The organism is Asanoa iriomotensis (genome assembly GCF_016862515.1).
Taxonomy (GTDB): Bacteria; Actinomycetota; Actinomycetes; order Mycobacteriales; family Micromonosporaceae; genus Asanoa; species Asanoa iriomotensis.
This window is the reverse complement of record NZ_BONC01000034.1, coordinates 56345-82041: the sequence shown is the minus strand read 5'-3', so window position 1 is coordinate 82041 and position 25697 is coordinate 56345. Positions and strand designations below refer to the sequence as shown.

25 protein-coding genes, 1 tRNA gene and 1 pseudogene are annotated in these 25697 nt (G+C 70.2%); 16 read left to right on the top strand and 11 right to left on the bottom strand.

Features of this window, described 5'->3' with window-relative positions; translation table 11 throughout:
* Positions 1-4 precede the first annotated feature (4 nt).
* From Air01nite_RS23445 to pknB, 4 genes are read left to right on the top strand one after another with little or no spacing between them, the layout of a single operon-like run.
* Complete coding sequence (locus Air01nite_RS23445; protein ID WP_373310448.1) at positions 5-1498, top strand: FtsW/RodA/SpoVE family cell cycle protein; 1494 nt, start codon at positions 5-7, stop codon at positions 1496-1498.
* Positions 1495-3000 carry a peptidoglycan D,D-transpeptidase FtsI family protein gene (locus tag Air01nite_RS23440; RefSeq protein WP_203705216.1) on the top strand — a complete coding sequence of 502 codons (1506 nt, stop codon included), beginning with the start codon at positions 1495-1497 and terminating at the stop codon, positions 2998-3000. The genes Air01nite_RS23445 and Air01nite_RS23440 overlap by 4 nt, the downstream gene beginning before the upstream one ends.
* 1 nt (position 3001) lies before the next feature.
* Positions 3002-4360 (top strand): serine/threonine-protein kinase, encoded by a 1359-nt coding sequence (locus Air01nite_RS23435; protein WP_203705215.1) that lies wholly within the window; start codon positions 3002-3004, stop codon positions 4358-4360.
* Positions 4357-6174: a Stk1 family PASTA domain-containing Ser/Thr kinase gene (gene pknB / locus Air01nite_RS23430; RefSeq protein WP_203705212.1), complete on the top strand. Its 1818-nt coding sequence runs from the start codon at positions 4357-4359 to the stop codon at positions 6172-6174. The genes Air01nite_RS23435 and pknB overlap by 4 nt, the downstream gene beginning before the upstream one ends.
* A 6-nt stretch (positions 6175-6180) precedes the next feature.
* Here pknB and Air01nite_RS23425 read toward each other — a convergent pair whose 3' ends face one another.
* Genes Air01nite_RS23425 through Air01nite_RS23410 form a run of 4 tightly spaced genes read right to left on the bottom strand, consistent with a single transcriptional unit; the run spans position 6181 to position 9105 of the window.
* Positions 6181-6831 (bottom strand): aminodeoxychorismate/anthranilate synthase component II, encoded by a 651-nt coding sequence (locus Air01nite_RS23425; protein ID WP_203705211.1) that lies wholly within the window; start codon positions 6829-6831, stop codon positions 6181-6183.
* Positions 6832-6836: 5 nt separating this feature from the next.
* Positions 6837-7133 carry a hypothetical protein gene (locus Air01nite_RS23420; protein ID WP_203705210.1) on the bottom strand — a complete coding sequence of 99 codons (297 nt, stop codon included), beginning with the start codon at positions 7131-7133 and terminating at the stop codon, positions 6837-6839.
* A gap of 3 nt (positions 7134-7136) precedes the next feature.
* Positions 7137-8312, bottom strand: coding sequence for a class E sortase (locus Air01nite_RS23415; protein WP_203705209.1), 1176 nt, complete (start codon positions 8310-8312; stop codon positions 7137-7139).
* Between the two features lie 13 nt (positions 8313-8325).
* A complete protein-coding gene (locus tag Air01nite_RS23410) occupies positions 8326-9105 on the bottom strand; it encodes a DUF881 domain-containing protein (protein WP_203705208.1) in 780 nt (259 codons plus the stop codon).
* A gap of 166 nt (positions 9106-9271) precedes the next feature.
* Here Air01nite_RS23410 and Air01nite_RS23405 point away from each other — a divergent pair, with 166 nt between their 5' ends.
* The 7 genes from Air01nite_RS23405 (at position 9272) to Air01nite_RS23375 (ending at position 16578) form a co-directional block, all read left to right on the top strand.
* Complete coding sequence (locus Air01nite_RS23405) at positions 9272-9535, top strand: cell division protein CrgA (RefSeq protein WP_203705207.1); 264 nt, start codon at positions 9272-9274, stop codon at positions 9533-9535.
* A gap of 117 nt (positions 9536-9652) precedes the next feature.
* Positions 9653-11848, top strand: coding sequence for a (Fe-S)-binding protein (locus Air01nite_RS23400; protein ID WP_203705205.1), 2196 nt, complete (start codon positions 9653-9655; stop codon positions 11846-11848).
* A gap of 155 nt (positions 11849-12003) precedes the next feature.
* Positions 12004-12984 carry a TolB family protein gene (locus Air01nite_RS23395; RefSeq protein ID WP_203705203.1) on the top strand — a complete coding sequence of 327 codons (981 nt, stop codon included), beginning with the start codon at positions 12004-12006 and terminating at the stop codon, positions 12982-12984.
* Between the two features lie 137 nt (positions 12985-13121).
* Positions 13122-13649, top strand: a complete 528-nt coding sequence (locus tag Air01nite_RS23390) for a SigE family RNA polymerase sigma factor (protein WP_203705201.1) — start codon at positions 13122-13124, stop codon at positions 13647-13649.
* Positions 13627-14751, top strand: a complete 1125-nt coding sequence (locus Air01nite_RS23385; RefSeq protein WP_203705199.1) for a TolB family protein — start codon at positions 13627-13629, stop codon at positions 14749-14751. Before Air01nite_RS23390 ends, Air01nite_RS23385 begins: the two co-directional genes overlap by 23 nt.
* A gap of 52 nt (positions 14752-14803) precedes the next feature.
* Complete coding sequence (locus Air01nite_RS23380; protein WP_203705197.1) at positions 14804-15943, top strand: sensor histidine kinase; 1140 nt, start codon at positions 14804-14806, stop codon at positions 15941-15943.
* Positions 15934-16578, top strand: coding sequence for a response regulator (locus Air01nite_RS23375; RefSeq protein ID WP_203705196.1), 645 nt, complete (start codon positions 15934-15936; stop codon positions 16576-16578). The genes Air01nite_RS23380 and Air01nite_RS23375 overlap by 10 nt, the downstream gene beginning before the upstream one ends.
* A gap of 8 nt (positions 16579-16586) precedes the next feature.
* On the opposite strand, the pseudogene Air01nite_RS23370 reads toward Air01nite_RS23375, so the two are convergent.
* Positions 16587-17207, bottom strand: a pseudogene (locus tag Air01nite_RS23370) (DedA family protein); the annotation flags it as partial.
* A gap of 116 nt (positions 17208-17323) precedes the next feature.
* Between Air01nite_RS23370 and Air01nite_RS23365 the strand changes: the two are divergent.
* Genes Air01nite_RS23365 through Air01nite_RS23355 form a run of 3 tightly spaced genes read left to right on the top strand, consistent with a single transcriptional unit; the run spans position 17324 to position 20763 of the window.
* Positions 17324-18658, top strand: coding sequence for a hemolysin family protein (locus tag Air01nite_RS23365; protein ID WP_203705249.1), 1335 nt, complete (start codon positions 17324-17326; stop codon positions 18656-18658).
* Positions 18651-19703: a hemolysin family protein gene (locus Air01nite_RS23360; protein ID WP_203705192.1), complete on the top strand. Its 1053-nt coding sequence runs from the start codon at positions 18651-18653 to the stop codon at positions 19701-19703. The genes Air01nite_RS23365 and Air01nite_RS23360 overlap by 8 nt, the downstream gene beginning before the upstream one ends.
* Positions 19636-20763, top strand: a complete 1128-nt coding sequence (locus Air01nite_RS23355) for a C40 family peptidase (protein ID WP_203705190.1) — start codon at positions 19636-19638, stop codon at positions 20761-20763. Before Air01nite_RS23360 ends, Air01nite_RS23355 begins: the two co-directional genes overlap by 68 nt.
* 47 nt (positions 20764-20810) lie before the next feature.
* On the opposite strand, the gene dcd is transcribed toward Air01nite_RS23355, so the two are convergent.
* On the bottom strand, positions 20811-21398 hold the full coding sequence (dcd, locus tag Air01nite_RS23350; protein WP_203705189.1) for a dCTP deaminase: 588 nt from the start codon (positions 21396-21398) through the stop codon (positions 20811-20813).
* Positions 21399-21442: 44 nt separating this feature from the next.
* Between dcd and Air01nite_RS23345 the strand changes: the two genes are divergently transcribed.
* Entirely contained in the window at positions 21443-21973 is a 531-nt protein-coding gene (locus tag Air01nite_RS23345) for a pyridoxamine 5'-phosphate oxidase family protein (protein ID WP_203705187.1), read from the top strand.
* 51 nt (positions 21974-22024) lie between these two features.
* On the opposite strand, the gene Air01nite_RS23340 is transcribed toward Air01nite_RS23345, so the two are convergent.
* Positions 22025-23011, bottom strand: coding sequence for a zinc metalloprotease (locus Air01nite_RS23340; protein ID WP_203705186.1), 987 nt, complete (start codon positions 23009-23011; stop codon positions 22025-22027).
* A 157-nt stretch (positions 23012-23168) separates the two neighbouring features.
* Between Air01nite_RS23340 and Air01nite_RS23335 the strand changes: the two genes are divergently transcribed.
* Positions 23169-23239: transfer RNA gene (locus tag Air01nite_RS23335), tRNA-Gly, on the top strand.
* Positions 23240-23518: 279 nt separating this feature from the next.
* On the opposite strand, the gene Air01nite_RS23330 is transcribed toward Air01nite_RS23335, so the two are convergent.
* The 4 genes from Air01nite_RS23330 to Air01nite_RS23315 form a co-directional block, all read right to left on the bottom strand.
* Positions 23519-23947, bottom strand: coding sequence for a DUF4362 domain-containing protein (locus Air01nite_RS23330; protein WP_203705185.1), 429 nt, complete (start codon positions 23945-23947; stop codon positions 23519-23521).
* Between the two features lie 162 nt (positions 23948-24109).
* The gene (locus Air01nite_RS23325) at positions 24110-24895 is read right to left on the bottom strand and encodes an alpha/beta fold hydrolase (RefSeq protein WP_203705184.1); all 786 of its coding nucleotides are present in this window, start codon (positions 24893-24895) and stop codon (positions 24110-24112) included.
* On the bottom strand, positions 24883-25344 hold the full coding sequence (locus tag Air01nite_RS23320; RefSeq protein WP_203705183.1) for an SRPBCC family protein: 462 nt from the start codon (positions 25342-25344) through the stop codon (positions 24883-24885). The genes Air01nite_RS23325 and Air01nite_RS23320 overlap by 13 nt, the downstream gene beginning before the upstream one ends.
* A complete protein-coding gene (locus Air01nite_RS23315; protein WP_203705182.1) occupies positions 25341-25688 on the bottom strand; it encodes an ArsR/SmtB family transcription factor in 348 nt (115 codons plus the stop codon). The genes Air01nite_RS23320 and Air01nite_RS23315 overlap by 4 nt, the downstream gene beginning before the upstream one ends.
* Positions 25689-25697 lie beyond the last annotated feature (9 nt).

The following is a 25697-nucleotide window of genomic DNA, read 5'->3' as shown; positions in this document are numbered from 1 at the left end:
CATCGTGAGTGCGCAGGCCGGTCCGGTTAACACACCCGCGGCGACGGGTGAGCTGCCGCGCGTCCGTGACGTGCAGACCCGTCGCAACGCCGAGCTCGCGCTGCTCGGTTTCGCGATGGTCCTCGTCGCGGCCTACAGCGCGACGATCCAGCTCACCATGTTCGACACGATCACCGGCAACTTCTGGGTGCCGGCGGCCGTGCTCAGCGTGCTGTTCCTCGGCCTGCACCTGGTGGTCCGGTACGCCGCGCCGTACGCCGACCCGGCCCTGATCCCCGCCGTCGCCCTGCTCAACGGCATCGGCGTGGCCTTCCTGCGCCGGCTCGACCTGGCCGAGGCGCCGGCGGCCGAGCGCCTCAACTTCCCGATCTTCGCGGGTACGGGCGGCCGCCAGCTCGCCTGGACGCTGATCGCGGTCGTGTTCGCCGCGATCGTGCTCCTGGTGGTCAAGGACCACCGGGCGATCTCCCGGTACGCGTACACGCTGGGTCTTGGCGGCATCGTCCTGGTGCTCATCCCGGCCCTGCTGCCGGGGCGGTTCTCGGAGATCAACGGCGCCAAGCTGTGGATCAAGGTGGGCGGCTTCCAGATCCAGCCGGGTGAGTTCGCCAAGCTGGCGCTGCTCGCCTTCTTCGCCTACTACCTGGTGCGCAAGCGCGAGGTCCTGTCGCTGGCCAGCCGCCGGGTGCTCGGCGTCGACTTCCCCCGTGGCCGCGACCTGGGCCCGGTGCTCGCGGTCTGGGCGGTGTCGCTGCTGGTCCTGATCTTCGAGAAGGACCTCGGCACCTCGCTGCTCTACTTCGGCATGTTCGTGGTCACGCTCTACATCGCCACGGAGCGGGTCAGCTGGCTGATCATCGGTCTGCTGCTGTTCTTCGGCGGCGCGTACGCCGCGTACCTGCTCGGCGCCTCGGTCGGCGGCCCGTTCGCCAACTTCTACCAGCGCGCCGAGATCTGGCTCGACCCGTTCTCCGACCCGTACGTGGACGGCTACCAGCTGGTCCAGTCGCTGCTCGGGCTCGGCAGCGGCGGCCTGTTCGGCGCGGGGCCGGGCGGCGGGCAGCCGACCAAGATCCCCGAGGTGCACAACGACTTCATCTTCGCCGGCATCGGCGAGGAGATCGGCCTCTTCGGGCTCTCCGCGCTCCTGATCATCTACTTGCTGATCGTCCAGCGCGGCCTGCGCGCGGGGCTCGCGGTGCGTGACTCGTTCGGCAAGCTGCTCGCCGGCGGTCTCGCGTTCACGCTGGCCTTGCAGGTGTTCGTCATCGTGGGTGGGATCAGCCGGCTGATTCCGCTGACCGGGCAGACCACGCCGTTCCTGTCCGCCGGTGGTTCGTCGCTGATGGCCAACTGGATGCTGATCGCGGTGCTGCTACGGGTCTCCGATGCGGCCCGGCGACCGGTCGACGCCTCGGTGTCGGCCCGGCCGAGCGGCGCGACAGCGAGTGCCCCCGCGCAGCTGCACGGGGCGCCCACGGAGGTGATCAAGCCGTGAACGCACCCCTGCGCCGGGTCGGCGTCGTCGTCCTGGTGCTCTTCGCGCTGCTCTTCGCCAACCTCAACTGGGTGCAGGCCTACAAGGCCGACGAATACCGCAACAGCGACTACAACGGCCGGGTGCAGGTGGCCGAGTACGAGCGCGAGCGGGGCGTCATCGAGGCCGGCCGCACGGCCCTGGCGACCAGCAAGCCGACCGACGGCGAGCTCAAGTACATCCGGCAGTACCCGAACCCCGAGGCCTACGCCCACGTCGTCGGCTACAACCCGGTCAACCTGGCGGCCACCGGCATCGAGCGCACCGAGGACGAGTTCCTCGCCGGCACCGCCGACGCGCTGGTCGCCGACCGCATCTCCGACCTGTGGACCGGCGAGAAGACGCCCGGCGGCAGCGTGCTGCTCAGCCTCTCCAAGCGGGCGCAGGAGACGGCCTACAAGGAGCTGAGCAACAACCGGGTGGGTGCCGACAAGGGCGCGGCGGTGGCGATCAACCCACAGACCGGCGCGGTGCAGGCGCTGGTCTCGATGCCCAGCTTCGACCCCAACCCGCTGGTGAGCCACGACACCGACGCGGCCACGGCGGCGTACGACAAGCTCGACAGCAACCCCGACAAGCCGCTGGTCAACCGGGCGCTGAGCGAGACCTACCCGCCCGGCTCGACGTTCAAGGTGATCGACGCCGCGGCTGCGCTGGAGAGTGGCTACACCCAGCAGACCGAGATCTCGGCCGGGTCGTCGTACACCCCGCCCACCTCGGGCACCGACATCCGCAACGCGGCCGCGTCGATCTGCCCGGAGCCCCAGGTCACGCTCCGCGAGGCACTGACCGAGTCGTGCAACACGGGCTTCGCGAAGCTCGCGGTCGCGCTCGGCGCTGACAAGATCAAGGAAGAGGCGCGCAAGTTCGGCTTCGGCAACACCGACCTGACCTGCGGGCGGCTCAACGCGGAGGGCATTCCGATCGCGCCGAGCGAGACCGGCGACATCAAGAACCCGGACGGCGGCGACGACCCGGCGGCGCTCGCGCAGAGCGGCATCGGCCAGAACAACGTCCGGATGACGCCCATGCAGGGCGCGCTGATCGCCGCGGCGGTCGCCAACGACGGTCGGCAGATGCGTCCTTACCTTGTGCAGAAGCTGCTCGGGCCGGACCGCACCACCTCGCACTACACGGCCACGCCGAAGGAGCTCAACGGCGCGGTGGTGAGCCGCCAGGTGGCCGGCGACCTGCGCGACATGATGGTCAACGTCGTCGAGAACGGCACCGGCCGCAACGCCCAGATCGACAACATCGTGGTCGGCGGCAAGACCGGCACCGCGCAGTCCGCACCGGACCGCAAGGACCACGGCTGGTTCATCGGCTTCGCGATCAAGGACGGCCAGCCGGTCAGCGCCGTCGCCGTGTTCCTGCAGGAGGCCGGCCCCGGCGGCAGCGCCGAGGCGGCCCGGATCGGCGGCCAGATCATGCGCGCGGTGGTCACCGACGCGGAGGGCAGCTGAGGTGATCAGTCCCGGGGTCATGCTCGGCGGGCGCTACCGCCTCGACGAGCGCATCGCCGGCGGCGGCATGGGCGATGTCTGGCGCGGCACCGACGAGGTGCTGGGCCGCACAGTGGCCGTGAAGATCCTGCTGCCCGCGCTGCTGGACGAGCCCGGCTTCGCCGAGCGGTTCCGCGGCGAGGCGCGCACGATGGCCACGATCAACCACCCCGGCGTGGTCGACGTCTACGACTACGGCAGCGACCAGCAGATCGCTTTCCTGATCATGGAGTACGTGGAGGGCGACGCGCTCTCCCGCACGCTGAGCCGGGTCGGCCGGCTCACCCCGGCCCGCACGATGGCCCTGGTCGCCCAGGCGGCCGACGCGCTGCAGGCGGCGCACGAGAAGGGCATCGTCCACCGCGACGTCAAGCCCGGCAACCTGCTGGTGCGTCCCAACGGCACGCTGGTGCTGACCGACTTCGGCATCGCCCGCTCCGACATCGTGGGCCAGCTCACCGCGGCCGGCTCCGTGCTCGGCACCGCCTCCTACATCTCGCCCGAGCAGGCGGCCGGCGCCACCGCCACCCCGTCCTCCGACGTGTACGCCCTGGGCGTGGTCGCCTACCAGTGCCTCTCCGGGCGCCGACCGTTCGAGGGGGACAACCCGCTCGAGATCGCCATGAAGCACGTCCGCGAGACGGCCCGCCCACTGCCCGGCGACATCCCGCCGGCGATCCGGTCGATCGTCGACCGGGCGATGGCCAAGGACCCGGCCGCTCGCTGGCCCACCGCCTCGGCCTTCTCGGCCGTGTCCCGGCAGGCCGCGGCGACGCTGGCCACCGGCGGGCCCGTTGTGCCGCACCGGCCGCTGTCGCCGACGATCCCGCCCAAGGCCGGGCCGATCTCGGGCGCGCCCGCGTCCCCCGCGCTGGCCCCGAGCGGGCGGGCCACCGTGCCCGGCCCGACCAAGCCGGCGCCGCCACAGGGCAACCCCCGGCCACCGCAGCCCGCCGGGCCGGTGGCGCGCGGCGGCTACCCGAACGTGCCGGCAAACCGGCCACCGGCGTCCGCAGGATACGGTTATGCGTCGGCGCCCTCCGTCGCCGAACCCGGCAGCGGAGGACGACGGTTACTGGTCGTGTTGGCAGTGATACTCGGCGTGCTGGTTCTGGTCTGCGCCGGTGTCATCTCCTACATGCTCAGTCTCCGCAACAACGACGGCGGAAGCGGCGGGGCGGGCTCGATGGCCCCCATCGGGAAGGTAACGACCGCGCTTCATCTACCCGTCGGTGGAACCGAGGCGGCTGACGCCCCGTACCGTCTTGGAGAGCGAATCCTCCACATCGGGATGACGAGCGAAGGAATGTTGACGAGATGACGCAGGCCCGCCTGCTGGGTGGCAGGTACCAGGTCGGCGAGCTGCTCGGATACGGCGGCATGGCCGAGGTGCACCGCGGCCGCGACCTCCGGCTCGGCCGGGACGTCGCGATCAAGATGCTCCGCACCGACCTCGCCCGCGACGCGACGTTCCAGATGCGGTTCCGGCGCGAAGCCCAGAACGCCGCCTCGCTCAACCACCCGGCGATCGTGGCCGTCTACGACACCGGTGAGGAGATCGCGCCGACCGGCGAGACCCTGCCGTTCATCGTCATGGAGTTCGTCAACGGCCGCACCCTCAAGGAGGTGCTGGCCGCCGAAGGCCGGTTGCAGCCGCGCCGGGCCCTGGAGATCACCGCCGACATCTGCGCGGCGCTGGAGTTCAGCCACCGGCACGGCATCATCCACCGCGACATCAAGCCCGGCAACGTGATGCTCACGCAGAACGGCCAGGTCAAGGTCATGGACTTCGGCATCGCCCGGGCCCTGGCCAGCGGCGCGACCACGATGACGCAGACCAGCGCGGTGATCGGCACGGCCCAGTATCTCTCGCCCGAGCAGGCCCGGGGCGAGGCGGTCGACGCCCGCTCCGACGTCTACGCCGCTGGCTGCGTGCTCTTCGAGCTGCTCTGCGGCCACCCGCCGTTCGTCGGCGACAGCCCGGTCAGCGTCGCCTACCAGCACGTCCGGGAAGACCCGCGGGCGCCGAGCGAGATCAACCGCGACGTGACACCGCCGATCGACGCGATCGTGCTCAAGGCGCTGTCCAAGAACCCGCTCAACCGCTACCAGAGCTCCGGCGAGATGCGCGCCGACCTGCTCCGCGCCGCCACCGGCCGGCCCGTGCTGGCCACGCCGGTGATGCGCGACCAGGAGACCATGCCGATGGGCGCGGCGAACGCGGCCACCGTCCAGGTCCGCCGGCAGCAGGGCCCGCCGACGCGGGCGATCCCGGCGGCCCGGGTGGGCGACGCGCAGGCCCGCAAGCGCTCCAACTGGGTGCTGGCCGTGCTGAGCGTGCTCGGCGTGCTCGCGGTGATCGCACTCGTGGCCGGCCTGCTGGTGCAGAACGCCCGGGGCGAGAAGGTCGACGTCGCGTCCGTGGTCGGCCAGCCGGTGGCGCAGGCGCAGGCCGCGCTGACCGCGCAGGGGTTCACCGTCGAGTCGACGCCGCAGCAGGCGGCCGACTGCAAGGAGAACACCGTCACCGCCCAGGACCCGGCGGGCGGCTCCAAGGCCGAGAAGCAGAGCACGGTGAACCTGACCGTATGCGCCGGCCCCGGCACGGTGGTGGTGCCCGACCTCAAGGGTCAGAGCCGGTCCGAGGCGGATCGGGCGCTCAAGGAGCTCAAGCTCAGGCCCGACTTCGACGCGGTCAACAGCTCGCTGCCGAAGGACCAGGTGATCAGCGTCGACAAGGCCGGCACCTCGGTCAAGCCCAACACCGCGATCAAGGTGCAGATCTCCAACGGCGAGCTGATTCCGGTGCCCGACGTGGTCAACCGCACCAAGGACGTGGCCGAGGCGCTGCTGCGCGACAAGGGCTTCGACGTGGAGATCAAGGAAGGCCAGGAGGTCCAGAACCAGAACCTGGCCGACCGCGTCACCAGCCAGGATCCCGGCGGCGGCAAGGAAGCCAAGAAGGGCGACACGATCACCATCACGGTGACGGTCTTCGTCCAGCCCGACGAGCAGCCCACCGACGAACCCACGTCGCCGCCTCCGGGCGGCAACAACGGCGGGATCGGCGACATCATCCCGGGCATCGGCGGCGGGCGTCCGGTCGTCGGCGACGATCGGGCCCAGCGGAACTGACGCGCGTCAGGCGGTGGCGAACGCCGCCTGACGGCGCGCGTCGACCTCGGCGACCAGCTCGGGAGCGCGCTCCAGGGCCGCGGGATAGCCGCATGCCGCGAGCCAGTTGGCGAGCATGAGGTGCCCGCCCTCGGTCAGCACGGACTCCGGGTGGAACTGCACGCCCTCGATCGGCAGCGTGCGGTGCCGCATGGCCATCACCACGCCGGACTCGGTGGTGCCGGTCACCTCGATCTCGTCGGGCAGCGTCTCGGGCAGCACGGCCAGCGAGTGGTAGCGGGTCGCGGTGAACGGCTCGGGCAGGCCGGCCAGCACGCCCGCGCCGCGGTGGTGCACGAGCGAGGTCTTGCCGTGCAGCAGTTCCGGCGCGCGCGTCACGGTGGCACCGAAGGCCGCACCGATCGCCTGGTGCCCCAGGCACACCCCGAAGATCGGCAGCTCGCCCGCGTATGCCTTGATCACGTCGAGGCAGATGCCGGCCCGGTCGGGCGTACCCGGGCCGGGTGAGAGCAGGACGCCCGCGGCGCCGGACCGGCCGACGGCCGCGACCTCGATCTCGTCGTTGCGCCGCACGTCGCACTCGACACCCAACTGGCCCAGGTATTGCACCAGGTTGAAGACGAACGAGTCGTAGTTGTCGATCACCAGCACGCGCATGGTGGCTACCTCGGAAGCGGGTTGTCGGTCGCGGTCGAGTACGGCAGGTCGTGGTCGCCCAACCCGGACTCGCGCGGGTCGGGCGTGCCGACACCCGGGTCGTCCACGCCCGCGCCGCCCGGTGCGCCCGGGACGCCGCCGTCCTGCGTCACCTGGACGTCGTCGAACGGCAGCAGCGGCTCAGCCCAAGGAAACACGATGAACCAGAACAGTGCCAATATGCCCGTGATCAGCACGAGCGAGGTCAGCAGCTTGCCCACGACGCCGTCGAACGGCAGCTTGCGCCAGATCCACGCGTACACCGGTCAGCCTCCCAGCTCGGCCGGGTCGCCCTGCGACTTCGGCTGGGTCCGAGCCAGCTCACCGTGCACGATCAGGCGCTGGTAGTTGTCGAACTTCGGGTTGCAGGTGGTCAGCGTGACCATCGCCTTGGTGGGCTTGGAGCCGGGCAGCATCGGCACCGGCGCGACCACCTCGACCTGCGTCGGCAGCACGATCCGGGTCTTCACGACCTTGTAGATGTACCAGTTCGCCTTGTCCTCGACGACGATCGCGTCACCGTTGTTGAGCTCGTCGAGCCGCCAGAAGGTGGCCCTGTTGCGGTGGCCGGCGACGGAGAAGTTGCCGATCTGGCCGGGCTGCGCGGTGTCGGGGTAGTGGCCCGGCGCGTAGCGGATGTCGGCCTGGGTGACCCCCTCGACCACCACCCACTGCTGGCCGAGAGCCGGGATGTAGAGCTTCGCGATGCCGTGGATCTTGGAGCCGAGCCCGCCGGTGCCGGCGGTCGGGCCGACCGTCGGGTCGTCGCCGGGCTCGTTGGCCCACTGCTGCTCGAGCGCGCCGGCCAGGGCATCCTGCTTGCCGCCCTGGACGACGCCGACACCCCAGACCTCGTACGCGGCGAAGAGCAGCACCACCAGGCCGACGGTGATCATCAGCTCGCCGCCGACCCGGATGCCGGCGCGGATCCGCGACCAGACGGTGGGCCGGGTCAGTTCGGAGTAGACGCTGCGGTAGTCGTCGCCGACGTTCTCGGCCCGCAGCCGCACCACCCGCTCGCCGCGCCGGGGCTTCGGCGGGGGCGGCAGGTCGGCCGGGTCGGGCTTCTCGGGCGCCGGTGGCACCGCGCCCATCACGGTGGTCACGTCGGGCGCGGGTGCGGGCGCGGGCGCCGGTGCGGGCGCCGGTGCGGTCGGCTTCGGGTTGGGCGACACCTTGGGGATCACCGCGGTCTGGTCGGGCGCCTGCGGCGCCACTCTCGGGATCACCGCCGTGCTGTCGGGCTCGGGCGCCGGCGGCCGCAGCGACACACCCGGAGTAACCGGCACGTCGCGCACGGTTGCCGCGGGCTGGCGGGCGCCCTGGTATTCCAGCGGGCGGGGATGCGGCCGGCGCCCGGTCGCGTCGACCACGCGCGGTATGACCGCGGTCGCGTCGACGTCGTCACGCGCGCGATGCCGTCCGTTCTGATCGTCCGTCATGACGGCGAAAGCCTCATGAGGTCACCTTCGCCGATCGGAGGGCACTGGACCCCTCGAACGCGGGTATCGTCACGTCCTTCTCCACCGTCTCTTGATATCCGAGCTGGAAGTGATCGACAGCGTCTTTGAAGAGACGTACGCCGTCGGATTCTCCCAACGCCCGTTGCATCGCGCTGGGATCACCGATCGCCGTGATCACGAACGGTGGTGAGTAGACACGTCCGTGCAGGAGCAAAGTGTTGCCGACGCAGCGTACCGCGCTGGTCGACAACACGCGGACCCCCATGATCGACATTGCCTCCGCGCCACCGGCCCAGAGGGCGTTGACCGCGGCCTGCACGTCGCCCTGGTGCACGACCAGGTCGTCGGGGCGCACACCGTCGGGCCGTTCGCCGGCCCGCTGCGGCGCGTCGTCGAGCCGGACCGTCAGCCCGGGGCCGTGCACCGCGGTGAACCCGGCGGCCGGCTCCATGCCCTTGGCACGGTCGCTCTCGGCGCGGATGGGGCCGTCGGTGCGGGCCAGCTCGTCGGTCTGGCTCTTGACCGCGGCGGCGAGCTCGCGGGCCCGCTGCTGGCTGGCCGTCACCCGGTCGCGCTCCTCGTTGACCACCTGGGCGAGCCGCGGGCGGCGATCCTCACGCAGCGCCGTGCCGTCGGCGGTCTTGGCCGTGGTCGTGAACAGCAGCCCGGCCGCCAGCGCGATCAGCGGCACCAGCGCTGACCAGGCATTGCGCGGCTTGCGGACGCGCGCCGCCCGCCGCAGAGCGGCCCGCCAGTCAGTAGAGTCGGGCACCTGGCTCCTCCTCCGTGCACGCTGCCGGGATTATTCCCATAACCGGATGCCGCCCGTCCATGGCCGCGACGCGCCGCGCCGATTACGCTAGCTGGCGAACATTATTGGCCATGGACCATCGCCGGTTGACAGGCCCGAGCGAGGACCACAACCAGGAGAGAGCGTCGTGCCCAAGTCGCAGGTTCGCAAGAAGAAGGTCTACACCCCTCCCACCGACGTACGTCCGTCGTCGGTGGCCGCGAGCCGCAAGCCGAGCCCGCGCTGGCTCCCTGTGACCGGCGTCGCGCTGATTGGTTTCGGCATCGCCTGGCTGGTCGTCTACTACCTCTCCGACACCAACTACCCGGTGGCGTCGTGGAGCTACTGGAACCTCGCGATCGGCTTCGGTGCGATGGTCGCCTCGCTCGCGGTGTTCAGCCGTTGGCGCTAAAGATCTGTTGACTAAGGTGACCTGGTAGACCAGGTGCGGCACACCTCACGTTACTGACTAGTAACCCGTGTCGTAACCTGGCTCTCAGGCACACCTAGGCCAACGGAGGCTGGGCGCATGGGCGTCGTCGAGATCATCTGTACGACCATCGCTGGTCTCATCACGCTCGTCGCCGTGGCGCTGGCGGCCCGCGCTGTCACGCGGATGCTCGCCGTGGTCCGGCAGGGCCAACCCGACCCGGCCCGGCTCGGCTCCTGGGGTGCCCGCACCAAGGTCATGCTCACGGAGACCGCCGGGCACACCCGGATGTTGAAGTGGTCCGCGATCGGCGCCGCGCACTGGTTCGTGATGGTGGCGTTCGTCGTCCTCTCGCTGCTGGTGCTCGAGGCCTACTTCGAGGTGGCCTCGCCGGCGGGCGGCATACCGTGGCTCTCGGGCTGGGTGGTCTTCGGCTTCGTCACGGAGATCATCGGGATCCTCGGCATCCTGGGCATCCTCTACCTGATCTCGGTGCGCCTGCGTAACCGGCCGGGCCGCGCGCGCGGGCTGTCCCGGTTCACCGGCTCGACGATGTGGCAGGGCTACTTCGTCGAGTGGGTGATCGTCGGCGTGCTGGTCTGCGGGTTCCTGATCCGCGGGTTCAAGGCCGCCAACGACCACCTCGAGTTCCCCACCTGGGCGGCGCCGCTGTCGCACGGTCTGGGCTCGGTGCTGCCGGCGTGGGAGGCCGGCGCGCCGGTGGTGGCCGCGATCAAGATCGTCATCTCGATGACGTGGCTCATCGTCATCTCGCTCAACCTGACGATGGGCGTCGCCTGGCACCGCTTCCTGGCGTTCCCCAACATCTTCTTCAAGCGCGACCCCGAGAAGCCCGCCGGCTCGGGCCTGGGCGCGCTGCGGCCGATGACCTCCAACGGCCAACTCCTCGACTTCGAGGAGGCCGACCCGGAAAAGGACCAATTCGGCGTCGCGCAGGTGGAGCAGTTCACCTGGAAGGGTCTCCTGGACTTCTCCACGTGCACGGAGTGCGGCCGGTGCCAGTCGCAGTGCCCGGCCTGGAACACCGGCAAGCCGCTCTCCCCGAAGCTGCTGGTCCTCTCGCTGCGCGACCACGCGTACGCCAAGGCGCCCTATCTGCTGGCCGGCGGCGGCAAGGACCTGACCGGCGAGGAGAAGGCCAGCCAGGAGCAACTCGCCGGGGTCGACGTGCTGGCCATGGCCGAGGCCGACCGGCCGCTGATCGGCAGCGCGTCCGACGGCGGCGTGATCGACCCGGACGTGCTGTGGTCGTGCACGACCTGCGGCGCCTGCGTCGAGCAGTGCCCGGTCGACATCGAGCACGTGGACCACATCGTCGACATGCGCCGCTACCAGGTGCTGATCGAGTCGTCGTTCCCGTCCGAGGCCGGCGTGATGCTGCGCAACCTCGAGAACAAGGGCAACCCGTGGGGCGCGCCGCCGAACACCCGCGAGGACTGGACCAAGGGCCTGGACTTCGAGGTCAAGCGGGCCGGCGCCGGCGACGACTTTGAATACCTCTTCTGGGTCGGTTGCGCGGGCGCGTTCGAGGACCGGGCCAAGAAGACCACCCGCGCGGTCGCCACGCTGCTGCACGAGGCCGGCGTCGACTTCGCGATCCTGGGCGAGGGTGAGACCTGCACGGGCGACCCGGCGCGGCGGATCGGCAACGAGTTCGTGTTCCAGATGCTCGCCCAGCAGAACGTGGAGACCCTCAACGACGCGGGCGTCAAGAAGATCGTCGCGTCCTGCCCGCACTGCTTCAACACCTTGCGCAACGAGTACGGCGCTCTCGGCGGCAGCTTCGAGGTCGTGCACCACACCCAGTTGCTGGCCGACCTGGTCGCCTCCGGCAAGCTGACCCCGGTGCAGCCGGTCGACGGCGGTGTCACCTACCACGATCCGTGCTACCTGGGCCGGCACAACCGGGTCTTCACCCCGCCGCGCGAGGTCCTCGAGGCTTCCGCCGGCGGCGCCGACCTGACCGAGATGCCGCGTAACTCCGAGCGCTCGTTCTGCTGCGGCGCTGGCGGCGCCCGGATGTGGATGGAAGAGCGGATCGGCAAGCGCATCAACATCGAGCGCGTCGAAGAGGCGATCTCCACCGGCGCGCACACGATCGCGGTCGGCTGCCCGTTCTGCTTCACGATGATCAGCGACGGGGTCACCGCCAAGCAGGCCGCCGGCGCCACGGACGGCGTCGAGGTGGTCGACGTGGCCACGGTGCTGCTGCGCTCGGTCAAGCCCGAGAGCCCGGCCTCCTCCGCCGAGCCGGAGGTCACCGCCGCGGGATAGAACCCGTCCCGCATCCACCGTTCAGTTGAGTGAAAGAAAGCCGAACGGCCTGTCACCCGGGTCGAGCCCGGGTCGCGTCTTGATATGCGCACAGGACGTGCACGACGCCCGGCCGGCGACTTTCCTTTCATTCCTCTCGAACGGGGTTCTCAGTCATGAACACGAACATCTCTCGCCGGGCCCTTCAGGGCGCCGCCGCCTGCCTGTCCGGCGCCGCGCTGTTGCTGACGGCCGCCTGCGGAACCGACCCGGCCAGCGCCGGAAGCCCGGCCCCGGCGTCGGTGCCCCCGGTTGCCGCTCCCTCCGCGTCGCCGTCGACCGGCGGTTCGGTCACGGGGTTGCCGGGCTGGTTGTACTACGCCGACTCGGACCGCCTGGTGCGGTTGACCGGGTCGCGAGTGGACACGGTGCTGAAGGCCGGCGCCTACAGCGCGAACGTGTCGCCGGACGGTGCGTCGATCGCGTTCGTCGAGAGCGACGGTGACGTGGTGGTGACCGATCGGGACGGGCGCGACAGGCGGACCGTGTTGCGGGGCAGTGTCGGCGTCGGTTTCGAGCCGGCGTGGTCGGCGGACTCGCGGCGTCTGCTGGTGGCGAAGAGTGCCGGCGCCGGGGATACGACGATGGGTGTGGTCACCGTGGAGTCGGGCGTGTTCACCGCGCTGCCGCATCAGCTTGACGGCATCCATTACCTCTGGTCCGCCGACGGAGAGAAGTTGGGATTCGCGACCGGCACGTGTCAGATCGGCACCGCGGACGCCGATGGCGGCAACGCCCGTCTGGTGCCCGTGTTCGGCCACTCGGATCCGCAGCGCCGGAGCAGTTGTGACCCGTTCAGCATCTCGCCGGACGGGAGGCTGATGGCGGTCAACCAGCGCACGGGCGACGAGCCGGACGGTGACATCGGGCGGGATCTGTTCGCGGACGCGGTCATTGAAGTGGCTACGGGTGGGGACGTGGGTCTGCCGGTGTCGGGTGCGGTGACGGCGGTCTTGTTCCAGCCCAACGGTGACACGCTCGTCCGTACCGACGACCACAAGCTGACGTTGCTGGGCCCTGACCGCAACGTCAAGGCCGAGGTGACCGAGCCCGCGAGCGTGCGGGACCTGTCGCTGCTCGCCTACAGCGCCAACTGATGATGCGGCTGCCCGCGGCGCACACGGGGGCGCCGCGGGCAGTCCCGATCTTCGGAGCTTCGATGCCGGTCAGCACACCGACGGTGGCGGTACTAAACTCCCCAACCGCCTACGGTTCCTCGTTGATCGGATCATGCATGGCCACCCGCGAGGACGAGTACGCGACGTTCGTGCGGGCCAGGAGCCATGCCCTGCTCAGGTCGGCCTACCTGCTCACCGGCGATCAACACCTCGCGGAGGACCTCGTCCAGGAGGCCCTCGCCCGTACCCACCGGTCCTGGTCCAGGCTCCACGAGACCGGAAACGCCGAAGCGTACGCCCGCCGGGTCATGTACCACCTCCAGGTCTCGGTGTGGCGGCGCCGGAAGGTGGCGGAGTTCCTCCCAGGCGAACTGCCCGAGCCGGCGCACCGCGGCGGTCCTGACGACCCGGACGCGATCGCCTGGCGGATCACCCTCGAACGGGCGCTGGGATCGCTCAGCAAACGCCAGCGGGCAGTGGTGGTGCTGCGCTACTTCGAGGATCACACCGAGGCCGAGGCGGCGGACATACTGGGCGTGTCGGTCAGCACCGTCAAGACCCAGGCCGCGCGGGCTATCGAGCACCTGCGCAAGCTCGTACCACATCTCAGGGAGCCGGACGATGAGCGACGACCGACTGCGTGAGAGCCTCGCTCGCATCAGCGACCAGGCGGAGCCGGCCGACCTCCTCGACCGGTCGCTGTCCCGCTCGAAGCGGATCGGGCGCAACCGGGCCATGGTCGGGAGCGCCGCGGCCGCGTGCGTGCTGGCCCTGGCCGGCGTCTTCGCCTGGCAGCTAGGCCTGCCAGGGACGCAGGGGAACACGCCGGCAGTCGGCCCGCCTTCCGCAACCGACCTGCCGTCGCCGACACTCCAGCCAACGGCGACCGCGCCGCCATCGTCGAGCCCGCCGGCGGTCGTCGGCTCCGTCGCGGGGCTGCCGGGCTGGCTGTACTACGCCGACTCGGATCGGCTGGTGCGGTTGACCAGGTCGGGTGTGCAGACGGTGTTGAACGCCGGCGCCTTCAGCGCGAACGTGTCGCCGGACGGTGCGTCGATCGCGTACGTCGACGGCGACGGTGACGTGGTGGTGACCGATCGGGACGGGGGCGGCAAGCGGACTGTGTTGCGGGGCAGTGTCGGCGTCGGTTTCGAGCCGGCGTGGTCGCCGGACTCGCGGCGTCTGCTGGTGGCGAAGAGTGCCGGCGCCGGAGATACGACGATGGGTGTGGTCATGGTGGAGTCGGGCGTGTTCACGCCGTTGCCGCATCAGGTCGACGGGATCCATTTCCTGTGGTCGGCCGATGGGCAACGCCTCGGGTACGCCTCCGGCACGTGCCAGATCGGCACGGCGGACGCCGATGGCGGCAACGCCCGTCTGGTGCCCGTGTTCGGCGACTCGGACAGCGAGACGAACCCGCAGCGCCGGAGCAGTTGTGATCCGTTCAGCATCTCGCCGGACGGGAGGCTGATGGCGGTCAACCAGCGCACGGGTGACGAGCCGGCGGGTGACATCGGGCGGGATCTGTTCGCTGACGCTGTCGTCGAAGTGGCTACGGGTGGGGACGTGGGTCTGCCGGTGTCGGGTGCGGTGACGGCGGTGCTGTTCCAGCCCAACGGTGACACGCTCGTGCGTACCGACGACCACAAGCTGACGTTGCTGGGCCCTGACCGCAACGTCAAGGCCGAGGTGACCGAGCCTGCGAACGTGCGGGACCTGGCGCTGCTCGCCTACAGCCCCAACTGAGCCATTCCACATCCCGCGGCCTGCGGAAAACCACAGTTGTACCGTGCAGGCCATGGTGGCAGGGGTGCTCGGTGCGGGTGGCCGGCTGTTCGTCGGCGTGTCCGTCGGTGCCGCCACCGCCGTCGCCGAGCTCGCGTTTCTCGGCTGGGCCGCGCTGGTCGCCCTGGTCGAGCTGATCCGCGGGCGCCAGGCGGTCGGCATCGAGCGCCCCGCCCGCCACCTGGTCGAGGTGGAGCGCCGGCGGATCGCGGCCTTCCTGCCCGGCGGCGCCGCGGTCGAGCACCTCGACGACTATCCCGGGCGCCGTGCGGTCGCGTACCTCGGTGTCCGTTGGCTCGTGGGTCTGCTCGGGGGGTTCGTCGCCCTGCTCTTCCTCTACGGCCTGGTCACCGGCGCGGTCTGGGCCCGGGACCTGTTCGTCGGCCGCAGCGGCGCGCTGATCGTGTCGGCACAGGTCGTCGGCGGCCTGGTGTTGCTGTTCCTGGCCGTGCAGGGCTTCCTCGGCGTGGCGGCGCTGGACCGGTGGCTCGCGGGCCGAATGCTGGCGCCGAGCGACCGGGCCCGCTACGAGCGGCGGATCAGCGAGCTCGCGGCCAGCCGGGCGGGCGTGGTCGCGGCCGTCGACGCGGAGCGCCGGCGGATCGAACGGGACCTGCACGACGGCGTACAACAGCGGCTCGTCGCCCTGGGGCTGTTGCTCGGGCAGGCCCGGCGCGGCACCGACGACCGCGCCCGCTCCGACGACCTGATCCGGCAGGCCCACGACGAGGCCCGGCAGATCCTGGCGGACCTGCGCGACGTCGCCTGGCGCGCCTACCCCGCCGACCTCGACAACCTGGGCCTCGCGGAGGCGCTGGCCCGGGTGGCGGAGCGCGGCGGCGGCCCGGTCGCGGTCGACTGCCAGGTCGGCCGGCTCCCGACCGCGGTCGAGACCGCCGCCTACTTCGTGGTCTCCGAGGCGGTGACCAACGCGGCCAAGCACGCCCCGGGCAGCCGGGTCACCGTGTCGGTGGTGCCGGCTGCCCGTGGTGTGCGCGTGACCGTGACCGACGACGGCCCCGGTGGCGCGGACCCGGCGGGCGGCGGACTGGCGGGACTGGCCCGGCGCGCCGCGGCCCTGGACGGCTCGTTCACGGTCGACAGCCCGGCCGGCGGACCGACCACCGTGACCGCGGAGCTGCCATGCGCGTGATCCTCGCCGAGGACTCGGTCCTGTTGCGGGCCGGCCTGGCCCGGCTGTTGACCGACGAGGGCCACGAGGTGGTCGCCGAGGTCGGTGACGCGCCGGCGCTGCTGGCCGCCGTCGCGGCCGACCAGCCGGACGTGGTGGTCGCGGACGTCCGGATGCCGCCCAACCACCGCGACGAAGGGTTGCGCGCCGCCGTGGAGATCCGCGACCGGTGGCCGGCGGTCGGTGTGCTGGTGCTGTCGCAGTACGTCGAGCGGCGGTACGCGGTCGAGCTGCTCACCACGCGCAGCGACGGGGTCGGCTACCTGCTCAAGGACCGGGTGGCGGAGGTCGGCGAGTTCCTGGACGCGCTGGACCGCGTGGCCGCCGGCCGGGCCGCGTTCGACCCCGAGGTGGTCCGCCAACTGCTGACCCGGACGTCGCACACGGACCCGCTGCGCCGGCTGACCGCGCGCGAGGCCGAGGTGCTCGACCGGATGGCGCAGGGCCACACGAACGCCGGCATCGCGGCCCACCTCCACGTCTCGCAGAGCGCGGTGGAGAAGCACGTCAACGCGATCTTCGACAAGCTCGACCTGTCCCGGACCACCGGCTACAGCCGACGGATCCTGGCGGTCCTCCACTACCTGGGTTCCTAGCGCCCGAGTCGCACCAACCGGGTGGCGACGAACCAGACGAGACCCACGGCGACCGCACCGATGACGATCTTCTGAAGGACGCCGGCGTACGCCTCGACCCGCCACCAGGACTCGCCGAGCTGGTAGCCGGCCAGGATGAACACCGCGTTCCAGACGAGACTGCCCGCCGTGGTCAGGGCCAGGAACGTCGGCAACGGCATGCGCTCGACACCGGCCGGCACGGAGATCAGGCTGCGGAAGATCGGGACCATCCGGCCGAGGAACACCGCCTTGGTGCCGTGCCGGGCGAACCACGCCTCCGTGCGGTCGATGTCCCGCAGGCGCACCAGCGGCAGCCGGGCGGCGATCGCGCGGATCCGCTGCCGGCCGACCGCGGCACCCACCAGGTAGAGCGCGAGCGCGCCGACGACCGAGCCGGCGGTGGTCCAGAACAAGGCCGCCGCCAGGCTCATGTCGCCGCGGCTGGCGGTGAAGCCGGCGAGCGGCAGGATGACCTCGCTGGGCAGTGGCGGGAACAGGTTCTCGAGGGCGACCGCCAGGCCGGCGCCGGGTGCGCCGAGGCGCTCCATCAGGTCGACGGCCCAGGCGGCGACGCCGCCCCCGGTCTGCGGTTCGGTGGAGAGGATCATGCGACCGACGCTATGGACGGTGCCGGTCACCCACCATGCGGCCGACCACCCGACGGCCTGCGGAAAACCCCAGGACACCGGAGTCGTGAAACAATCCCGCCCGAGGTGAACCGATCATCGACGACCTATTGCTCACCACCATCCTTCCGCTGGTCGGGTTCGTGCTGCTGACCGGCGCCAACGCCTTCTTCGTCGCGGCCGAGTTCGGTCTGGTCACCGTGGACCGGGCGGAGATCGACCGGCGCGCGGCCGAGGGTGACAAGCGCGCCGCCACCGTCCGCAAGGCCCTGCACGAACTGTCGTTTCAGCTCTCGGGTGCGCAGCTCGGCATCACGATCGCCGCCCTGCTCACGGGTTACCTGGCGGAGCCGGCGCTGGCCAAGCTGTTCCGGCCGCTGATCGAACCTCTGGCGCACGACTCCACCCGTACCGTGACGACGATCCTCGCCCTTGCCCTGGCCACGCTGCTCTCGATGCTCTTCGGCGAACTGGTGCCCAAGAACGCGGCGCTGGCCCGGCCGATGTCCGCGGTGCTCGGCACGGTGGTGCCCCTGCGCTGGTTCTCGGCCGTCTTCCGTGGGCTCATCGCGGTGCTCAACGCGTCGGCGAACTGGGTGGTGCGGCGGCTCGGCATCGAGCCGCAGGAGGAGCTGGCCAGTGCCCGGTCGCCCGAGGAGCTCGGGCTGCTGGCCGCCATCTCGGCCCGGGCGGGCGCCCTGCCATCCGACACCGCGATGCTGCTGCAGCGGACCATCCGGTTCGGCGACAAGCGCGCGGCGGAGGCGATGACCCCGCGGGTCGACGTGATCGCGCTGCCCGCGTCGGCCAGCGTCGCCGAGCTGCTCGCCGCGGCGCAGGAGACCGGGCGGACCCGCTTCCCGGTGTACGAGGACACCCTCGACCTGATCACCGGTGTGGTCGCGGTCCCGGACGCGCTCGGCGTACCCCCGGCAAGGCGGACGACCACGACGGTGGCCGCGGTGGCCCGCGAGCCGGTCTACGTCCCGGAGAGTCTGGATCTGGACGGTGTGCTCACCGCGCTGCGGGCGGCGGACGCGGACCTCGCGATCGTGGTCGACGAGTACGGCGGCACCGACGGCGTGGTGACCGTCGAGGATCTGGTCGAGGAGCTGGTCGGCGAGATCGCGGACGAGTTCGACCTGGAGGCGGTCGCGGAGACCGGCGCCGTCGAGCTGACCGTGCCGGGCGGCGAGCGGACGTTCCTCGTCGACGGCATGCTGCGCGCGGACGAGCTGGCCGAGCTGACCGGGTTCCGCCTGCCCGAGGGTCCATACGAGACGCTGGCCGGCTTCCTGATGGCCCGGCTCGGGCACATCCCGGTGGCCGGCGAGGAGATCCGCGACGCGGGTTGGGAGTTCACCGTCGTGGAGGTCGAGCGGCACCGGATCGAGCAGGTGCGCGTGGTCAGCCCGGAGGCCGAGCATGCTTAACCTGCTGATCACGGCCGTGCTGATCCTGGGCAACGCGTTCTTCGTCGGCAGCGAGTTCGCGCTCATCGCCTCGCGCCGCACGGTCATCGAACCGCTGGCCGGCACGTCCCGGCGGGCCCGGATGACCCTGTCGGCGATGAACCAGATCCCGTTGATGATCGCCGGCGCGCAGCTCGGCATCACGATCTGCTCGCTCGGCCTCGGCGCGATCGCGGAGCCGGCCATCGCCCACCTGTTCGAGGGTCCGTTCCACGCGGCCGGGTTGCCGGAGGCGGCGGTGCACCCCGTGGCGTTCGTCGTCGCGCTGATGATCGTCGTCTACCTGCACACGGTGATCGGCGAGATGGTGCCGAAGAACATCGCGATCGCCGGCCCGGAGCCCTCCGCGCTCTGGCTGGGCCCGGCGATGCTGGCGTTCTGCGTGTCGACCAAACCGTTGCTGGTCGCGCTCAAGTGGGTGTCCAAGGTGGTGCTGCGTTTGTGGCGGGTCGAGTCGACCGACGCGGTGAAGACCGTGTTCACCGCGGAGGAGCTCGCCGGGCTGGTCTCGCAGGCGCGGACGGAGGGGTTGCTCGGCTCCGAGGAGCACGCCCGGATCACCGGCGCGCTGGCGCTGCACGACCGCACCGCCGCCGACGCCATGCGGCCCTGGTCGTCGGTGACCACGGTCGCAGAGGACGTGTCGCCGGCGTCGCTGGAGGTGCTGGCGACCCGGACCGGGCGGTCGCGCTTCCCGGTGGTGCAGCGCAGCACCCGCCGGGTGCTGGGCTTCGTGCACGTCAAGGACATCATCGGGTACGCCGGCGCGAGCCGGACGGCAGCGGTGCCGGCGGAGATGATCCGGCTGCTCACGGTCGTACCGCCGGACCGGTCCCTGGCCGATCTCCTGCTCTCGATGCGGCGTGAGCGGCAGCACATGGTGTTGGTCAGTGACGGCCGCGCACCCCTCGGTGTAGTGACTCTCGACGATGTGTTGAATGCCGTTGTGGGTCAGGGCAATTCGGGCTTTCCCGGCGTTGGTGTTACACCGCCCGTACCCGCCTGACAGCGCAGCGAATGCGGCCTTGCGACCCGTTTCGCCATTCCCTAATGTGTTTCCTCGGCGGCGTACCCCCCACGCCCACTCAGTCTCACTACGGGAGGCAATCGCCTTGCGCGCGTCCCGGCCGTTCGTCCGCGTTCTACTGGCCCTGGCCTTCGGCGTGGTCGCCGCTGTGCTGCCCGCGGGCCTCGCTGCTGCCGAGCCGACACCGCAGCAGATCGAGGCTGAAATCGACAAGAAATGGCGGCAGCTCGAGCCCGTCATCGAGCAGTACAACAAGGTCCACTCGGATCTTCAGAAAAACCAAAAGAAAGCCAAAGACTTACAAAAGAAAATCGAGCCGTTGTCGCTGAAGGCCGACATCGCGCTCGACCGGATCGGTGTCATCGCGGCCCAGCACTACAAGACGGGTCCGACCGGTGAGCTGAGCATGCTGCTGAGCGGCGCACGCACCGGCGACCTCACCGACCAGCTCGTCATCATCGACATGCTGGCCCGGCACGAGCAGGCGCAGATCGCCGACGTCGTCAAGGCGCGCGACGCGTTCAACGTGCAGAAGGAAAAGCTCGACGCTCTCGTCGCGGCCAACAAGAAGACCGACACCGAGCTCGCCGCGCGCAAGAAGCAGATCGCCGCGGACATCAAGAAGCTCGAGGCGTCCCTGCCGCCGACCCGCGTGAGCGTGGCCAACTGCCCGAAGATCACGACGGTGACCACGGCCGAGGCGACGGCGGTCAAGACCGCGTGTGCCCAGGTCGGCAAGCCCTACGTGTTCAACACCGACGGGCCGAACTCGTTCGACTGCTCAGGCCTGACGCTCTACGCGTGGGGGAAGGCGGGCGTCTCGCTCACCCACTACACCGGCGACCAGTGGGACGAGACCTATCCGGTGTCCAAGCCGCGGGCCGGTGACCTGGTGTTCTTCTACAGCCCGATCAGCCACGTGGGTCTGTACATCGGCAACGGTCAGATGGTGCACGCCGCACGGGCCGGCAAACCGGTCCAGGTCTCCAGCGTCAACAACATGCCGATCACGGGTTATCGATCGGTGAAGAAGCGCTAGATCGGTCGTTCGTTCGACGGCGGGGGGCCTTCGGGCCCCCCGCCGTTTCATGCTGGTGGGGCCGTCGGCCAGGTGCGCCAGTTCTGCCAGGCGCGGCTGGGCGTCGGGCCGCGCTGGCCCTGGTAGCGGGAGCCGTAGACGGCGGCGCCGTACGGGTGCTCGGCCGGCGACGACAGCCGGAAGATGCACAGCTGGCCGATCTTCATGCCGGGCCAGAGCATGATCGGCAGGTTGGCCACGTTGGACAGCTCCAGCGTCACGTGACCCGAGAAGCCAGGGTCGATGAAACCCGCGGTCGAGTGGGTGAGCAGGCCGAGCCGGCCGAGGCTGGACTTGCCCTCGAGGCGGCCGGCGAGGCGGTCGCCCAGGGAGATGACCTCCATCGTGGAGGCGAGGACGAACTCGCCCGGGTGCAACACGAACGGCTGACCGTCGGGCACCTCGACCAGCGAGGTCAGCTCGTCCTGCTGAACCGCCGGGTCGATGTGGGTGTAGAGGTGGTTGTTGAAGACCCGAAAGAGCCGGTCAAGCCGCACGTCGATGCTGGAGGGTTGCACCAGCGCGGGCTCGAACGGCTCCAGCGTCAGGGCGCCCGATTTGATCTCCGTGACCAGGTCACGATCGGAGAGCAGCATTGAATCACCCTATGGTTCGTACGTATGTACGATAGAATCACTCCATGGCTTCCTGGTCTGAGTTCGCCGCTGATGAGCCGCGACTTGCGCGGGCGATCCACGCCCTCATGCACCAATACGGGCCCGGCCTGGGCTACCTCGCGACGGTCCGCGCCGACGGCGGTCCGCGGGTGCACCCGGTCTCACCGGTGATCACCGACGACGGCTTGTTCTGCTTCGTCGTCGACTCGCCCAAACGCCGCGACCTCGAGCGCGACGGGCGCTACGCGCTGCACTCGTTCCCACCCGAAGACAACGACGACGAGGCCTATGTCGCCGGGCGGGCCGAGCCGGTCAGCGACCCGCGGCTGATCGCAGCCATCGCCGCCAACCTACGCGCCGAGCCCCGGGTCGACTGGCGGCTGTTCGAGCTGACGGTCGAGGTGGCGATGATCTCTCGCCGGGCCGGCGCGCCCGAGGTGCGCATCTGGCTCGACCCGTCGTCCGGCCGCCCGCGCCGATCATCCCCGCGCCGGGCAGGCCGGTCGCCGGTGCGGCGCGCTCCTGGCCGGGCGCTGTTGGAGGTCGCCACCTGAGCTGACCTTCGCGCCGCCGGCACCGTGGGGTGCCGGCGGCGCTCTGGTTCGTCAGGCGGCGCGGAACGTGTCCCAGGCGCGGGTCATCCGCTTCACCTGGCCCGCCGTGAACTGATACATGCAGAAGTCGTCGGAATAGTCCATGAAGTTGTGGATCGGGTCGAGCCCGGGCGCGGTGCAGGTGTCGGCCCCGATCGGGCAGCCAAACTGCGGTTGCGCCTCGGCCGGCGTGTCGGCGACGTGGTCACCCTTGCCCTCACACCCGTTCTCGAAGGTGTGCATGAGGTTGAGCCAGTGCCCGACCTCGTGGGTCGCGGTGTCACCCTCGTTGTAGGGTGCCTCGATGCCGCCGGGCAACGACTCGGAGAGGATCACGGCACCGTCGTACGCGGTGATGTTGCGCTTCGGATAGGTCGCCCAGCCGAGCAGCCCAGGGTCGACGAGCCCGACGTAGATGTTGAGCGTCTCGGGCCCACCCTCACGCAGCTGGCGCTTCATCTGCCGCTCGGCCTTGGTCTCGACGAGAATCGGCGACCAGTCAGGATTGACGACGCGGTTGACCTTCTTGAGCTTGAACTGGAAGGGCGAGGCCGCCCCACCGGTGAACCCGCCGTAGGCCTGGTTGAGCACGTTGATCTGCGCATCGATCATGGAGCGGGGGATGTTGCCTGTCGCCCGCGTGCCATCCTCGGACACGACGTGCACGACCACCGGGACCGTGATCTTCCGCCGGCTCGCGACGCGCTCGTCGGCGACCCCGAGACCCTTGGCCGCGGCAGCGGCGTCAAACTCGGCCTCGGCAGCCGCCACCTCGGCGGCGGACAGATCATTGGGATCCTGCCGCTGCGCCGCACCGTTCTTCACCTTGAGGTCGACGTGGCTGCCGCCACCGCCGACGCAGACCTCACCGCCGGCGCCGCCCGCGGCGCTCGCTGCCGGCTTCGCCACGGCAGCGCCACCGGCACTGAGCACCAGAGCAAGCGCGGCCCCAGCGGTGGCCGCGGCCCGCAGCCCCCACCGCGTTCCGTGAAGCGTCATTGCTCACCTCTTCCTCCCCGTGGAACAGATGTGAGGGAGGTTACCGATGAGCATGATGCGAAGGAACGGCCCGAAACCCTGCGGTTGCCCTACTCGTGCCCCTCAGCGCAGGGGGTAGCTGCGCACCCTGCGGCGATTGGGTAGAGTGGTCCCGCCTGCGGGTGTAGTTCAATGGCAGAACATCAGCTTCCCAAGCTGACAGTGCGGGTTCGATTCCCGTCACCCGCTCGTCCCTGGGTCCCCCTGTCCGCAGAACGCGCGGACCAGGGGGACTCGGCATATCTGCTCCGGGGCCGAGCCCCGGACACCCCACGTTCCGGTGGTCCTGGCTGGTGCGCATGTTGGCGTGCGGTTTGGGCCTTGCTGGTTCGGGTGGTCACGGCGAGTCGCTGGTCAGAGCCGACAAAGCTGGCGATTGCGCGAGATCCACGCCGCGGTGGCACGGTGACGGTCCGTCGGGGGGCTTCGGTCTTGGGTGGGTCGAAGGTGGGCGCTCCGTCGGAGCGCTCAGACGGGCTCGGGGGTGGAGCAGGTGGCGAAGGTCAGCCCGTGGGCGTCCTGGACGGTGGGGCCTGTGCAGGTTTGGCGCTCCACATTTCCGGAGCCGAAACGGTCTGCGCGGGCGTCGATGGTCACCTCTACGCGCCCGTCAACCGCGACTGCGTAGCTGGTGGTGATGGGGTCGCCTTCTACTGTGGGACGGGTGATGACCAGTCGGGCCGGTCGCCGAGCCTCGGCGGCCTCGATGACGCATTGCACCACGGAGGCTGGCACCTTTTGGCCTTGGCGGAAGATGAATGCGCCGCAGTCTTGCGTAGCTAGCTCGACCGGGGGTTCGGACGGCGGGGCGGTCGGCCCAGCCGCCAGGGTCGGCTGGGCCGTGCAGCCGGCCAGAAGCAGTGTGACGGCCAGCGCGAGGATTCCGTCGTTCCTCATGCGGGTTGGACGCCGGTCTGGCTGGTGTGGTTCCGCATACCGCCCCGGCGTGGCCGGCGCGGAAACGCCGCCACCACCCACAGGGGACTCGGCATTTCTGCGCCGAGGCGAGCTTCCGGACACCCGGCGTTGGCGGTTGCGGTGGTCGTGCTGTTGCGGTGCCTAGTCCGTTAGGAAGAACCGCGTCAGTGCTGGGGCCAGCGCTTCCGGTGCTACGTCGTGGGTTTGGTCTTGCAGTTCCTGGTGGAGGGCGCCCGGGATCGCGGCTGCTGTTGACTTTGCTGCGGTGAGCAGGGTGGGCGGGCTGGCGGTGCCGGCCAACACCAACGTTGGAACTGTCACCTTGGCGGCGGTCTCCAGCGGGACTGCGCTGTTGCCCATGATCGCGTTGTCGTAGGACAGGGTTGGCGCGATTGATTCGAACAGTGACCAGAACGGCTGGGTGCGCATGCCGGCGATCGCTTCCGGTGGCAGGCCTACTGAGGTCATGAAGAGTTCGATCGCGTCGCCGTTGTCTCCTGCCGAAAGCAGTTGCTCCAGACGCGCTGTGTAGGAGCGGCTCCAGGTGCCGCCGTCGGTTTCTGAGATGAAGGGTGGTTCGTAGAGGGCCACCTGCGATAGGCCGATGTTGGCTGCGGCTGCGTGTAGGACCAGGGCCGCGCCTGAGGAGATGCCGTAGGCGAAGGACGTGCCGCCCGCCTCTTCGACCAGGCCTCGTAGGTCGTCGATCTCCTTCTCCACCGCGTATGGCAGGGTGTCGGTGCTTTCGCCTCGGCCCCGGCGGTCGTAGGTGTAGACCGTGAAATCGTTGGCCAAGGCCGCCGCCAGCGGGCGCATTGGACCCGAGGCCCGGTAGCACATTGCGCCGTCCACCAGGATCAACGGTGGGCCTGTGCCGGTGCGGTCGTACGCGATTGTGGTGCCGTCCTTGGAAACTACCTTTCCCATGATGTGCCTCCCTCTAGGGATTCCAGGTACGCCGCGAAGCGGTCCAGGCTGGTTTGGAAGCCCGCCCGGGCTTCGGCGCTGCGGTATGCCGCAGGGACGTTGGTTTGGTGCGTGATTACCTCTGTGCGGCCGTCCGGCAGCCCTGTGAAGGTGACCGTCGTTTTCATGCCGCCCTGGGTTTCCGGCTCGATCCAGACCAGGCGGTGGGGGCGGTCGATCTCCACGTAAGTAGCTCGCATCGTGTACGTGCTGCCGTCGGCGTTGTTGACCATCGTTGTTTCGAAGGCGCCGCCCGGGCGTAGATCGATGACGATGCCGTCGAGCGGGGTTGTCGTGCCCGTTGGGCCCCAGAAGTGCGTGAGGTGCGCTGGATCGGTCATGCAGTCGAAGAGCAGGTCCGGCGGCGCCGCGTGGACGCGGCGGTAGGTCAGTTCGCCCGGGTCGCTCATGGTTCGTTCCTTTCGCGCAGGTGGGCGATGTGCTCGTCGAGGCGGTCGTAGCGGTCCGCCCAGATCCGGCGGTGCTCCGCTATCCAGCCGGCGGCCGCGTCCAGGCGCACCGCGTCGAGGGCGCACGGTCTGGCCTGCGCCGCGCGCGTGCGGCGGACCAGGCGGGCCTTTTCCAGCACCTTGATGTGTTTCGAGATGGCCTGTTGGCTCATCGCGAACGGCTCCGCCAGCTGGTTGACCGTCGCGTCGCCGCGGGCCAGGCGCTCCAGGATGGCTCGGCGGGTCGGGTCGGCCAGGGCGCCGAAGACCAGGCTGAGCTCGTCGGTGGTCACGCTTCCGACCATATCCACAAC